General features: G+C 36.3%; 13 protein-coding genes. 11 read left to right on the top strand and 2 right to left on the bottom strand.

Annotated elements, in window-relative coordinates; translation table 11 throughout:
* Positions 1 to 247: 247 nt before the first annotated feature.
* The 11 genes from NSQ61_RS12825 to NSQ61_RS12770 all read left to right on the top strand — a co-directional run bounded on the left by NSQ61_RS12825 (position 248) and on the right by NSQ61_RS12770 (position 9382).
* Positions 248 to 1219, top strand: coding sequence for a helix-turn-helix transcriptional regulator (locus NSQ61_RS12825; protein ID WP_340732789.1), 972 nt, complete (start codon positions 248 to 250; stop codon positions 1217 to 1219).
* 201 nt (positions 1220 to 1420) lie between these two features.
* The gene (locus NSQ61_RS12820) at positions 1421 to 2359 is read left to right on the top strand and encodes a hypothetical protein (RefSeq protein WP_094245846.1); all 939 of its coding nucleotides are present in this window, start codon (positions 1421 to 1423) and stop codon (positions 2357 to 2359) included.
* A complete protein-coding gene (locus NSQ61_RS12815) occupies positions 2349 to 3722 on the top strand; it encodes a hypothetical protein (RefSeq protein ID WP_094245847.1) in 1374 nt (457 codons plus the stop codon). Before NSQ61_RS12820 ends, NSQ61_RS12815 begins: the two co-directional genes overlap by 11 nt.
* A gap of 209 nt (positions 3723 to 3931) precedes the next feature.
* Positions 3932 to 4249, top strand: a complete 318-nt coding sequence (locus NSQ61_RS12810; protein ID WP_232515537.1) for a transposase — start codon at positions 3932 to 3934, stop codon at positions 4247 to 4249.
* 224 nt (positions 4250 to 4473) lie between these two features.
* A complete protein-coding gene (tnpA, locus tag NSQ61_RS12805; RefSeq protein ID WP_327848417.1) occupies positions 4474 to 4800 on the top strand; it encodes an IS66 family insertion sequence element accessory protein TnpA in 327 nt (108 codons plus the stop codon).
* Positions 4794 to 5150 carry an IS66 family insertion sequence element accessory protein TnpB gene (gene tnpB / locus NSQ61_RS12800; protein ID WP_048622526.1) on the top strand — a complete coding sequence of 119 codons (357 nt, stop codon included), beginning with the start codon at positions 4794 to 4796 and terminating at the stop codon, positions 5148 to 5150. The genes tnpA and tnpB overlap by 7 nt, the downstream gene beginning before the upstream one ends.
* A 64-nt stretch (positions 5151 to 5214) precedes the next feature.
* Positions 5215 to 6792, top strand: a complete 1578-nt coding sequence (tnpC, locus tag NSQ61_RS12795) for an IS66 family transposase (RefSeq protein WP_445659444.1) — start codon at positions 5215 to 5217, stop codon at positions 6790 to 6792.
* 153 nt (positions 6793 to 6945) lie between these two features.
* Positions 6946 to 7236: a hypothetical protein gene (locus NSQ61_RS12790; RefSeq protein WP_339200065.1), complete on the top strand. Its 291-nt coding sequence runs from the start codon at positions 6946 to 6948 to the stop codon at positions 7234 to 7236.
* 258 nt (positions 7237 to 7494) lie between these two features.
* Positions 7495 to 7875 carry a GntR family transcriptional regulator gene (locus NSQ61_RS12780; protein WP_066251550.1) on the top strand — a complete coding sequence of 127 codons (381 nt, stop codon included), beginning with the start codon at positions 7495 to 7497 and terminating at the stop codon, positions 7873 to 7875.
* Positions 7875 to 8729, top strand: coding sequence for an ABC transporter ATP-binding protein (locus NSQ61_RS12775; protein ID WP_066251558.1), 855 nt, complete (start codon positions 7875 to 7877; stop codon positions 8727 to 8729). Before NSQ61_RS12780 ends, NSQ61_RS12775 begins: the two co-directional genes overlap by 1 nt.
* A gap of 2 nt (positions 8730 to 8731) precedes the next feature.
* Positions 8732 to 9382 carry an ABC-2 transporter permease gene (locus NSQ61_RS12770; protein WP_339192839.1) on the top strand — a complete coding sequence of 217 codons (651 nt, stop codon included), beginning with the start codon at positions 8732 to 8734 and terminating at the stop codon, positions 9380 to 9382.
* Between the two features lie 235 nt (positions 9383 to 9617).
* Here the strand turns inward: NSQ61_RS12770 and NSQ61_RS12765 are convergent, their stop codons facing one another.
* A complete protein-coding gene (locus NSQ61_RS12765; RefSeq protein WP_340807228.1) occupies positions 9618 to 10811 on the bottom strand; it encodes an ISL3 family transposase in 1194 nt (397 codons plus the stop codon).
* Between the two features lie 137 nt (positions 10812 to 10948).
* On the bottom strand, positions 10949 to 12553 hold the full coding sequence (locus NSQ61_RS12760; RefSeq protein ID WP_340732797.1) for a PucR family transcriptional regulator: 1605 nt from the start codon (positions 12551 to 12553) through the stop codon (positions 10949 to 10951).
* Between the last annotated feature and the right edge of the window lie 258 nt (positions 12554 to 12811).

Here is a 12811-nt window from a genome sequence, read left to right as displayed (position 1 = left end):
TACTGTCCATGTCTTGATGATAATGTAATAGTGTTATCACTCAATATTACTAAATTGAGGATGAAAAAATGACTAATCAGAAACCATTCCGAAGTAAAAGTTTTTATTTAAAGGATTTTTATTCCATTATTTCTGTACCCTAATTTTATGCATTGTACCTTATTACATCTTTTTTGTGTTTAATTCCATATAGTAACATATATTTAGTTTCTAAAATTGAAATTTTTTGTCGGAATGGAGGATTTTCATGGACGAGCAACAATCAAAATCGCTTCGAATTTTGTCATTATATGAACGTCTTTGCCAAGGAGATACGATTTCGAAAAAGGAAGAAGCGGTTCGTTTTGGTGTGAATGAAAAAACAATTCAGCGTGATATTGATGAATTGCGTACATACATCGCCAATAATTTTGAAGCATCAATGGTATTAGAATATGATCGGAAGAAAAATGGCTACGTATTAAGACGAAATGAAAACATTTGGTTAACGAATGAAGAAATACTCGTTTTAGCAAAAGTATTACTGGAAAGCAGGGCATTTCAAAAAGCAGAAATGGATCAGTTATTGGATAAACTCATTTTGCAATCACAGCCTGAAAATCGACGATTTATCCAAGAAGTGATTCGCAACGAGCGCTTTCATTATGTCCCGGTGCAACATAATCAATCGCTGATAAACATGATTTGGGATTTAAGTTATGCGGTACGAACGAAGCGAGTGACAATTATCGATTATCAAAAGGAAGGAAATGATTCTCCTGTTAAAAGAAAGCTCAAGCCTGTTGGAATCGTTTTCTCTGAATATTATTTTTATTTAGTAGCGTTTCTCATAGACTACGATTTTAGTTTTCCGACAATTTATCGAATGGATCGAATTGTCGATTACTGTATTACTGATGAGCGTTTTAAAGTTGACTATAAAAATCGATTTGAAGAAGGAGAATTTCGAAAGCGAGTCCAGTTTATGTATGCAGGTGAACTAATGAAAATTACGTTCCGTTTTTGGGGACCTTCCTTACAAGCTATTTTAGATCGATTACCGACTGCAAAGATTATTGCAAAAGATGAACAATCCGTCACAATTGAAGCAGAAGTTTACGGCCGTGGCATTAAAATGTGGCTTTTAAGCCAAGCGCAATATTTAGAAGTGTTAAAACCTGAAGAATTTCGGAATGAAATGAGAGAAACGATAGAAAAAATGTTGAAGAACTATAAATAAGAATAAATATACACATCGTTATTTAAAAGTAATTTTGTCGAAATTTATCGTTTTTTTGTAGATTTTATCCTAAAAAATTATAGTAAAATATACCTGCAAATTTTTAATTATCAAAAGCCTGTTTATAAATCTAAAAAACATCTGTATTTTCTACTCAATTCTTTAACTATGATTATAATTATTCGCTAGGAGGGCAACACAGTGACAAAAGAAAAAATAAAAACTCTAGAAGTGCTAGATGAAAAAACGAAAAAAGTATACACGCGCGTGTTAATAGCCTTCATAAAAGAACAGGGAGAATTACATCCAAAGCAACTTTCTGATTTATATTTATTTATGTCCCAAATTGGACTGAGTTCTGAATCACGGCATGACCTTCGTGCTTTTCTGAGCAATGATTCAAACGTATCTTTTGTTGATGTACTTCATTGTTTGATGAGTGAGATGCAAACGTTAAATAGTGAAGAACAAGAAGCAATGAAATTTTCAATTATTAAAGATTTAGCACGTTTAATAAAAGCAGCAAATTATAACCCTCGTTTGGATAACAATCTAATAATTACAGCTGAAAAGTTTTATCCTGAAAAGGCTGAAGAAATTCTAGCACTTGTTATTAAATCTATAGATAACGACGAAAAATTTCTTAAAGGTGAGATTTCCATAAGTGAATTTGAAAAGAGGACTAAAGATTTAGCTTCAAAAGCCGCAGCAGTAGGGGTTCCCATTGCAGCTGTATATTTTTCTGGAAGCGTTGTTGGATTAAGTGCAGCTGGCATTACTTCAGGCTTAGCGGCGCTTGGATTTGGTGGATTGTTAGGTCTCAGTTCAATGATTACTGGAATTGGGACAGTTGTCATTTTAGGAGTCATGGCTTACAAAGGAGTTCGTTGGATACTTGGCAAGAACGAACGTGAGTTACGGAACAAACGTGAAAAGCTAATCCAAGACATATTAAAAACACATCAAAAAGCAATAAATATACTTATAGAAGATATTAATGAACTTGCAAATAAATTGGAACAATACATGAGTCAATCCAATCGGAATGAAGAACTGCTTGAAAAATTGAAACGTGAGCTTGAGATATTTAAAGCTGCACTTAATTCTTTAGAAGAAAGGAAAGAGCAATTTGAAATTTAACAAATATGAGCGTATTGTAGCATACCAGAGACTTGAACTTCTTGATTTGAGACGGTTATTTTCCGAAGTTGAAGTCGATTTGCAAGATTATTTATCTCGTGAACAACGAATTAATATAGAAGCAAATATAATTCAAGATGAATTATCTAGTATAAGACAACGCCTAGAAGCATTAGGTGTCGATTTCAATAAATTCGAAACGTCTACATCACCTAGTGTGAAAAGTATACATATCCCTGTAAAAACGTACCGAAAAATTGAATCTACGGATTTTAATAATGATTTCAATCGTTTATTACAACTGGCTGATCAACGGTTGAGTGATGCCGGCATCGATTTAAAACGAGATCCTTTATTACAAATTATCAGCCAAAATGAATTAAAACAGAGTCAAGATGATTACTTAAAAAATTTCGGAAATATCGAATGGACAAAATCTGACTACCTTATTGTTTTGATTGCTGGGCTTGTTGCAACCCTTCTTGATATTTTTTTAGTGAAAATTCCAACTGATACTAACTTTTTAGGTAATATGCAAGAAGGTTCTCCAATCACAAAGTGGATTAAGGAGAAATCTTCAGAAATTCACAAATCATTTTTTGAGGATTTGGAAAAGAAAGCGAAAGTGGTCTTTGATGCTTCAACTGACGTTTCTCTTGATCAAGAAGTTGCCGGTTTAAATCCACATTTTCATCGACTTATGAGTTTTGGGCACGATCCCATTCTTGGTTTTATTTTTGGAGTTATTGATGTTATGAAAGGAACCGGGACATTTGTAGATAAGTATGGAAATCTTATTGTTGCTAAAAATAATGGATACTCACCGGAAAGTAATTTTTTCATCGCAATCATTAAAGTATTTCTTCATTTACTTTCTGATATTTTTACAAAGGCAGGGATTCAACCGCCGTTTTTCACACTTGTTCAGCTTATTAAAGCTAAATCTCCATTTGTACTTGGTCCTTCTGGTGAAAAGGTTAGTTGGACCGATGTTGCTCGCTATATGTACAAGCATGGATATGATTTTCGTCATTTTTTAACTACGGGCATTGTACCAGCATCAGTTGATATTATTATCCGTTTATACTGGTACGCTTCAAAAATGTTTTCTGATGATCCAGAAACCCACTTTCCAAAAGCAAAGCTAGCATCTTTGTTAATGCTGGGTCACTCTATTGCTTTATCTGGAAATTTTATAAAAACAGGGTTGATTTACCATATGAATCCCCTTGCACTTAATTGGTCACAAATTCTTCGCATGGTTCCAATCGTTATTTCTTATATAAAAGAAAAAATTGAGAGAGATAAGAAGATACGTAAATCTATAGATAAGGAATGGATATTATTGTATAAGGGGATCTAGGCTATGGTTATTCAATGACAAGGAAATGTTTTAAAAATAAAAAACGAAAAAGCAATTGTAAGAAATATCCAAATAGCGAAATCGTGATAGAAAATGTCAATAATATCACCAAAAACATCTAAAGTTACATTCTCATTAGCCCCCTAATGAATTTGGACACTCGATAAGGTGTTTTTTATAATCGAAGTGACCAATGAAGGGGACTTTTGATGTACATGAAACGAAGAAAACATTCGAAGGAATTTAAGCTACAAGTAGTGAAAGAAGCATTAGAAGTTGGAAATAAAGCATTGGTAGCTAGAAGATACGAGCTTAGCCCGAATCTCGTGCAAAGATGGGTGAAGGCATACGAAGAAGGACAGCTAGGACAAGAAACAGTTACCCATTCCTCTTCAGCTGAAATCAAAAGGCTGGAGGAAGAAAATGAACAGCTCAAGAAGCTATTAGGGGAAAAAGATTTAGAAATCGCGATTTTGCGTGATTTGATAAAAAAGAAGAACCCTCACTTACTGAAAAATTGGAAGTAGCCGAGCAGTGGAGCGAGAAAGGATATCCGATTACAAAAGTATTGGAGATTCTAGAAATGAATCGCTCAACCTACTATTTTTACGGAAATGAAAGAGTTTTATAAAAATATTTTTAAAGTAGAACCACATAATGCATAATGAAGGTAAGCGTCAAATAAAACCCACATTCCGATCATAGGTCATCCGTGTGATAATCTTCTTAGAATGATTCGGGAGGTTTTGCCATGACCCTAAAAGAAAAAAGAATAGAATGGAAAGCACGATATGATGCCTGGAAAGAGAGTGGACAGAGTATAGCGGAGTGGTGCCGGGATCAAGGAATCAAAACTCACCAAATGTACTATTGGGTGAGGCAGTTCTCCCGCGGTGGCAGTTGCACTGAAACGCCTGTCCAGACGCAGTGGCTGGCTGTTCAGGTAGAAGAATCCTTGCCCTCTTCAGGTCAAGGTCCGATCTTTTTACACGTTGATGCGATCTCCGTTGAAGTACGGCCCGGTGCCAATCTGGATCTATTAACCGATGTGATTCGGGTGCTGCAACACCAATGTTGATGAATTCCCCGTTTGAACGTGTCTATCTGGCGCGTGGCAGTACGGATCTTCGCAAATCGATTGACGGACTGGCCGCTATTGTACAGGAATGCTTTGAACTCGATCCCTTCTCTCCGTGCTTATTCGTGTTTTGTAACCGGAAACGGGACAAGTTAAAGATTCTTCAATGGGAACATAACGGCTTCTGGCTTCATTATCGCCGTCTGGAAAAAGGGACGTTCCACTGGCCGTCGGAGAATGATACAGCGCCCATGTCTATCAGTTCACGCCAGCTGCGCTGGCTGCTGGACGGCTTGCCAATCGAACAAAAACAAGCGCATCAGGAAGTGAAGGCACGCATCCTTCTATAAAACAAATAAATAAAAAAAGAATTCGATACTAGGCAAGTTGGATTCTTTTCCGTATACTGGACATATGGAAAAATCAGCGCAGACTTCAAAAGGCACAATTGAATATTACAAAGCGCTCAACGAAAAGCTCCAAATGGAAAAGGAAGAGTTGGAAGCGAAATTAAAATGGTATGAGGAACAATTCCGCCTCAGCCAGCAACGCCGATTCGGAGCTTCCAGCGAGAAGACCCATCCGGACCAGCTCTCCCTTTTCAACGAAGCCGAGTCCACGGCTGATCCAGCTATGGAAGAGCCTACCGTTGAGACGATGACATATAGACGCAAGAAACAACACGGCCAACGCAAACGCATGCTTGAAAACCTGCCTACAGAGACGATCGAATACCGTTTGTCTGATGAGGAACAGGTCTGTTCGTGCTGTGGCGGTGCCATGCATGAAATGAGCACAGAAGTACGCAAGGAATTGAAAGTCATTCCTGCCCAAGTGAAAGTAGTCGAACATGTGCGTCATGTATATAGCTGCCGTCACTGTGAGCGTCATGAACTGAACACACCTATTGTGACAGCGAAGATGCCGGAACCTGTTTTCCCTGGAAGCCTAGCGTCTCCGTCGTCAATGGCTTATACCATGACACAAAAATACATAGAAGGTATGCCCCTGTATCGCCAGGAGAAACAACTGGAACGCTTTGGCGTGTCCATACCTCGGCAAACGCTGGCCAATTGGACAATTTATGGGGCTCAAACTTGGCTTAGCCTCATTTACGATGAGATGCATGAGCACCTCCTACAGAAGGATCGTCTGCATGCGGATGAGACAACCTTGCAGGTCCTGTCTGAACCGGACCGGCCAGCGACATCGACTTCCTACATATGGCTTTATCGTACCGGTCGCGGGGATACACCAATCGTCTTATACGATTACCAGCAAACCCGTGCAGGCAAGCACCCACGCCGTTTTTTGGACGGCTTCCGGGGATATTTGCATGTGGACGGGTATGCGGGTTATAACGTCCTCCCCGATGTGAAATTGGTCGGGTGCTGGGCCCATGCCCGCCGCAAATTCACAGAAGCCCTGCAGGCACTGCCTGAATCGGCGAGCACTTCCACCGTCAAAGCAAAGGAAGGTCTGGCCTATTGCAATAAACTTTTTGAAATTGAGCGCAAGCTTAAAGATGCAAGTCCAGAGGAGCGCTATCAAGCACGGCTGGAGCACAGCAAACCCGTGCTTGAGGCTTTTTTGTCATGGCTTAAAGAGCAAATGCCGCGCGTACTGCCAAAAAGCGCACTTGGCAAAGCGATCAAGTATTGTCGTAACCAATGGGAGCGGTTGGAGGCATTTTTAGAGGACGGCCGTTTGGAGATCGATAATAATCGCGGGGAACGGTCAATTAAACCTTTTGTGATCGGTCGCAAAAACTGGCTCTTCAGTAATACATCAAAAGGAGCAAGGTCTAGTGCGATCATCTATAGTGTTGTGGAGACAGCCAAGGAAAACGAGTTGGATCCATTCAACTACCTTAGCTATCTGTTTCAAGAGCTTCCCAATATAGATACGACAGATAAAACAAAATTAGCTGAATTCCTGCCATGGTCACCGACGCTTCCGCAGGAATGCTGTGTTCCTAAAAAATCTAAATAAAGCATACATGAAATCCCCATCTGAATACAGGTGGGGATTACTTTACGCTTACTAATGAAGGAATATTTTCATCTAATTTCAAGATATATCGTTAATTTCTTTGTTTCATTACTAAATATATCCTCTCCTATCTTTTGATAGGGGAGCTTTGTTTTGCGTGCTTATGGTTTTAATTTCCAAGGACTTTTTATTGTTTTTCGTATCATTGAGGTATTTCCTTTAAAAATTAAACAACTATTTTTTAACACTGATATCTATCCCGCTCCTATTATTTTTACCAAAGGGAGCGGGATTTTTTGTTCTATCACTATTGTTATATTTTTGATAGGAAAGAAAAGGAGAGGGAGAAGTTTAAATCCATTCTTTGCAGAAAAGCCATCAAATCAAAAATCACTTCCTGCAGCAAGAACTACCCCTAACCCCAAAAAAGTAAAAAACGCGTAAGGTTCGCTCCGATAAAACTCACGAATAGAGAACAGAACGCGTACTGTTGCGTAAAGATAAACAAATATAACTGTTGTAATGCCGGCAATTGTTCCAACTGATATAACTCCTGCAACAAAATTTTGTCCGACTGCATGAAACGTAAATTTGTAAATACCTTGATATTTCAAAAATTTTTAATTAAAATTTAATTGTAAATATTGTATATTATGTATATGGTGTATATGTAATACATATACAGTTAAAAGAGGTTTTTCTATGAAAATAATACTTAAAAACAGTTCCGAACAACCTTTATACCAACAAATAAAAGATCAAATTAAGGGTGCCATTCTCCGTCAAGAATTAAAAGAAGGAGAAAAACTACCTTCCATTCGTTCACTAGCAAATGATTTGCATGTTAGTGTTCTTACAACGAAAAGAGTATATGAAGAGTTAGAGAAAGAAGGCTTTATTATAACTATTGTAGGAAAGGGGTCATTTGTAGCGTCTGAAAACATGGAAATGTTATTGGAATCTAAAAGGCATCTGGTGGAAAAAAAGCTCTCAGAAGTGTGGCAAATGGCTAGAACTCTTGGAATAAATAAAGAAGAACTTTACTCAATGATGGATATCATTTTTGAAGAGGATGATGAATGATGAAAGCCGTTTTAGAGGTAAATAACTTAAAAAAAGAGTTAGGTAGTTTCAGCTTAGAACAATTAACTTTTTCACTAAAGGAAGGCTGCATAACAGGATTCATCGGTGTAAATGGTTCTGGGAAAACAACAACAATTAAAACCATTCTTGGACTTTATCCCAAAGATGACGGTAGCATTAAATTTTTTGGTAAAGATATGGAAAAAAATGAATGCGAAATAAAAAATCGCATTGGTGTAGTTTTAGACGAAGGCTATTTTTATGAAGAGATGACATTGAAAGAAATGAAGAGTATTATTGCCCCAGCATATACGAATTGGGATGAATCTGTTTTCTTAAACTACATAAATCGTTTCAATTTAAAATTAAACCAGAAAATTGCCACTTTATCGAAAGGTATGCGTATGAAATTTGCTATTACTTTAGCTCTATCTCACCATGCGGATTTATTAATAATGGATGAACCAACAAGTGGGCTTGATCCATTAATTCGTAATGAGTTAATGGAAATACTTTTAGATTTCATGGAGGAAGAGGGGAAAAGTGTTTTCTTTTCTACTCATATTACGTCTGATTTAGAGAAAGTAGCTGATATGCTTATTTTAATCGACAATGGCAAAATCGTATTCAATGAAAGTAAAGACGAACTATTAGAAAGACACGCTTTGATAAAAGGGGATAATCGTTTAATAAATGAACACTCGACTAAATTATTTTTAAGATTACGTCAAACACCATTTGGATTCGAAGGAATTACCAATAAAGTAGATCAAGTATGTGAGCAAATGAAAGATATTATTATAGAAAGACCCTCCATTGAAGATGTAATGTTGGCTTATGTAAAGGAGAGATAAAATTGTTGCTTCATCTCGTTAAAAAAGATTTAATTTTAGCAAAAAAGTATCTATTGGTTATGCTTATTTTTGCAATTGTAGCACCTATATTTAACAATTCAAAATTAGGATTAAGTAACGGCAGCTTTATAAGTTTTCTTACTACTGTTTTATTTGTGGAATATATTTTGTTTAATATGATTTCGTTTCAAGAGGATAAATATAAAGGGGCAGCCCTTCTTTGTACAACTCCATATACTCGAAATGGTGTTATTAAAGCAAAATACGTATTTATTCTCGTCATTTTTATTGCGTGCTTTCTTTTATATAATCTTGCTGCAGCAATTGGTGCATCATATGGGTTAACACGGTTAAGTATTTATAGTGTAGGAGTAGCTCTTCTTATTATTTCTATTTTTTTCGGTTTATTAATTCCTGTTCAAACTAAATTTGGGTATGAAAAAACAAAATATATCTTTTTTATTACGGTCTTTTTAACTCCATTTATACTGCCAACTATTATTGAATGGTATCAATCTATTGATATTAATATCAATTTTAACTTACCAATACCTCAATCTATAAAGGATTGGATACCTTTTGCTATAGCTGTTTTAATGGGATTAATTTCAATGATTATATCAATCCGAATCTATTCAAGGAAAAACTTATAATCATTTTTTGAGGTGAATATGAATGAAAATAATCATATTTTTATTTCGTCTCATCACCATATTCTGTGATGTTCACACAATTCCGGCAATAAGTTAGCGAGATTGATACTCAATCTAGAGTAGCTCCTTCGTCAGCTTGCAGACCACTAAGTGGGTAGAATGGAAGCGGTCAAGTGCTTTCCTTGACGGATTCCATTCTACCAACTACAATGCGGAAAGCTGATGAAGGGCATGGTTAAGCAACCTGATTTTTATAAGTTTTACCTGTACATTCCAAAAATACACGTAGCCGAAATCTTTCAAGGTTTCTGAAGCCAAAAGCACGTCTTTTGATATTCTTACTCTTATGGTTTGTCCCTTCAATCCGGCCATTCGTAAAAGGGGTAAGAAAATATTGTAAAATTTGTGCCTTCCAATTTTCTATCGTCTTGGCTACTTGATGAAATGAAGGAAATGGGCTGCTCCATGCGAGTTGAATCCATTCTTCTAAGAGTGAATCAGCTGTATCATAGTCATTCACTTGGTATATTTCTCTAAAGAGTTCTTTTAGAAAATAGGCATATGACAATTCTGAATGCTCTTTGAGCATCTCGTCTAATTGTTGTTTTTCATTAGCCGTTAACTTTTCAGAACCTTTCAAGAGTTTAAACCGTCCCTTTTTTAGTCCAGGAGTTTTCTTTCTAACTTGGTCAAGTGCATGTGTCACCTTTTGCACCACATGATATTTATCAATGACGATACAGGCCTCTGGGAATATAGATTTAACAGCTTTATGGAAGGGATCCCACATATCCATAACAACGGTATGAACGCATTTATCAGACAGAATCTTCTTGGCAAGTAAGATCTGAGTTGAACGATAACTCCGTTGATGTTCCATACCAAGCACACTCCCGGATTGGGTATCCATAAGAACTGTTTCATATCGGTGACCCTTTCGGACAGCGATCTCATCAAGGCTAAGGATTAATTCATTGTCTTCTAAAACACTTTCAAGAGTTTCTAAATGCTCCTTCTCTTTTTCTTTAGCAACGGAATAAAATATTCTCTCAACGGTTGTATAAGGTATTTTTTCCTTTCGACTCACTTCTTGGATAGTAGAGCCAATGCACATTTCGTACAGATATTCTCTGTACCGATTGGTCTGATGCTTATTAGGACGGATACATTCAAATGTTTGTGAAAATCCCTCATTACAGTTGTGACAACGGTATCTATACACTCTGACAAACAAGAAAAGGGGCTTACCTAATACGGACAAGTCACGAACCTTTCTTGTCCGCCAGTCATGGGCATGACTAGAAAAAAAACCGCAGTAAGAACAGCGTTCTTCTGTAGTATTTTTCTCAACATGTAACAAACTGCAATCTTCAAGAAACACTTGTTTAACAACTTCAAATTCTGGCAAATCTAGTGATACGGAAAACACTTTAGAACCTCCTGTTATGTTAAGTGACGCTAACATTATTGCCAGGAATTCGTGAGTGTTTTCCTTATTTTTTGGGTTAAATCACAAAATGTGGTGATGAATCAAAAAAGAGAGACGAACCATTTATTTCGCCTCTCTTAAGCTATTTTCATGATTTTTAAGCAAAATATTAAAATAAAACGATTTTCCGAATTGTTTAAATCTATATTTAGTAATTGTTCAATTTTTTTCAATCGATAGGTCATCGTACGCCGATGAATAAACAGAATTTCTGCCGACTTTGAAACATTGCCATTTTCCTGTAAATAAACTTCCAATGTTTTTAATAAATCATTCTTTTTATCTTCCAGCAATGGCGCCAAAAAGTTCAGTGCGTATTGTTTCGCAAACGGGTCATCAATTAAATTTAGTAAAAACTGATAAATTCCCATTTCATTATATGTGTAAACATATTCTCCCTTTTTTACATTCGAACCGACTTCGATGATTTTTGTAACAGATTGCACGACCGTATCGAGGTTGGCTCCTTTTCCAAAATAAGGACTAATCGAGACATATAATCCCCTTAAAGGATCCAATTTATTGTACGCCTCTATTTGGTTTTTCCACCGTTGGACCATTTCACTATAATTCTCTTCAATACCTGTTAGGAGCGCATAAAATTTTCTGTTTTTCATAAAGATAAACACTTGACTTTTATGAATTTGCAATTGCTCAATGAAATCCATTAACTTATTTCGAATTAAACCTTCATAGTCAATCAAAGACGGATTGGAATACGGGATGTTTAAACTGTCCGAATAAAAGTGAATAATGACATTATTCTTTTCGTTTGCCTGATCCAAATGGTCAAAACCCTTCAGAAACCCATTCATTTGTTCATAATCGTTTAGACGTTTTCTCTGATTATACAACTGTTCTTTCAATAATACATCTTTTAGCTTGTTCCCCACTTCTTCTAAATGATTTTGAAAGACAGGATCCGTGATTAAAGAATTGATACAGTGAATGTGGACAACGGCAAATACGCGGTTTTTATAAGTAAGCGGGATAATCATTTGCTTTCGATATCCTTCTATACTAAATAAAATATTTTTCGTGTGTGAAAATTTAGTTGTCCACTCCTCCAACATTTCATCATACCGCTGATAGGTTGGCAGTGAAAAAAGTGCCGTTGACTTTCTCCATCCATCGGATGTAAAGTTTTTTGCAGAATATAGAAGTCTTCCTTCGTTATCTTCTATATAAACGGATCCATTTAACATCTTTGATAGCACATCAAGCGCTTCTTGAACCGAATCGATTTCCATTGCTCCAAATTTTGACAAAGGATTTTCCGAACGACCCTGTCCAAAATACTTCTCTTTATATAAACATTCATAAAGTGGTGTTAACACGTTTATATAGGAAATGTTTTTAGGCAAAGAGATGATGGGAAAGTCATGTTGATTGGTAATGGCAATCATTTCTTCCGGAAGCGTATCAATAAATCTTCCGACTTTTATAACTAAACCAGCCGCCCCAATCGATATCAAATCCTTTACAACTTGAATTTGTTTATCCGGATCGTCTTTTATTGAATAAAAGGTTGTTAATACTAACATACCGGGAGTTGCCCAATTCAATACTTCCGGTACTTCCATGACTTCAACGGTTTCTATTTTCCGGAAAATCCCCTTTTCACCAGCAACGATCTTTCCTGAAGCTAATTCGCCAATTTTTAATGCATCTTTTACTTTCATCCCTTCATCGCCTCGAAAAAAAATTTGAAAAGGAAATATTTTTTGAACATTATATCACCAATTGAAAAAGATAGTAATACAAAATTGTTGAGAGTAAAGGAAATAGTTCGTATTTTCGTAAAAATTTTATAGTTAATGAGGTTGATTGTTCGTTTTATAGATTTGGAAATATAGGGCATATCTATAGGTCAACCCGTTATTCTCCTGAAAAAACCAATTACTCTATTCAAGTTTCTAAAGGATTGTCATTAACCGAAT

The organism is Aeribacillus sp. FSL K6-1121, from assembly GCF_038003725.1.
Lineage (GTDB): Bacteria > Bacillota > Bacilli > Bacillales > Aeribacillaceae > Aeribacillus > Aeribacillus composti.
The sequence above is the reverse complement of the archived record's forward strand: the minus strand, read 5'-3'. Positions and strand labels throughout refer to the sequence as shown.

Bases quoted from the DNA above. Each gene is read 5' to 3' on its own strand.
- NSQ61_RS12760 (WP_340732797.1), bottom strand. From the start codon at position 12,553: ATGAAAGTAAAAGATGCATTAAAAATTGGCGAATTAGCTTCAGGAAAG.
- NSQ61_RS12825 (WP_340732789.1), top strand. From the start codon at position 248: ATGGACGAGCAACAATCAAAATCGCTTCGAATTTTGTCATTATATGAA.
- tnpC (WP_445659444.1), top strand. From the start codon at position 5,215: ATGGAAAAATCAGCGCAGACTTCAAAAGGCACAATTGAATATTACAAA.
- tnpA (WP_327848417.1), top strand. From the start codon at position 4,474: ATGACCCTAAAAGAAAAAAGAATAGAATGGAAAGCACGATATGATGCC.
- NSQ61_RS12780 (WP_066251550.1), top strand. From the start codon at position 7,495: ATGAAAATAATACTTAAAAACAGTTCCGAACAACCTTTATACCAACAA.
- tnpB (WP_048622526.1), top strand. From the start codon at position 4,794: ATGTTGATGAATTCCCCGTTTGAACGTGTCTATCTGGCGCGTGGCAGT.
- NSQ61_RS12810 (WP_232515537.1), top strand. From the start codon at position 3,932: ATGTACATGAAACGAAGAAAACATTCGAAGGAATTTAAGCTACAAGTA.
- NSQ61_RS12775 (WP_066251558.1), top strand. From the start codon at position 7,875: ATGAAAGCCGTTTTAGAGGTAAATAACTTAAAAAAAGAGTTAGGTAGT.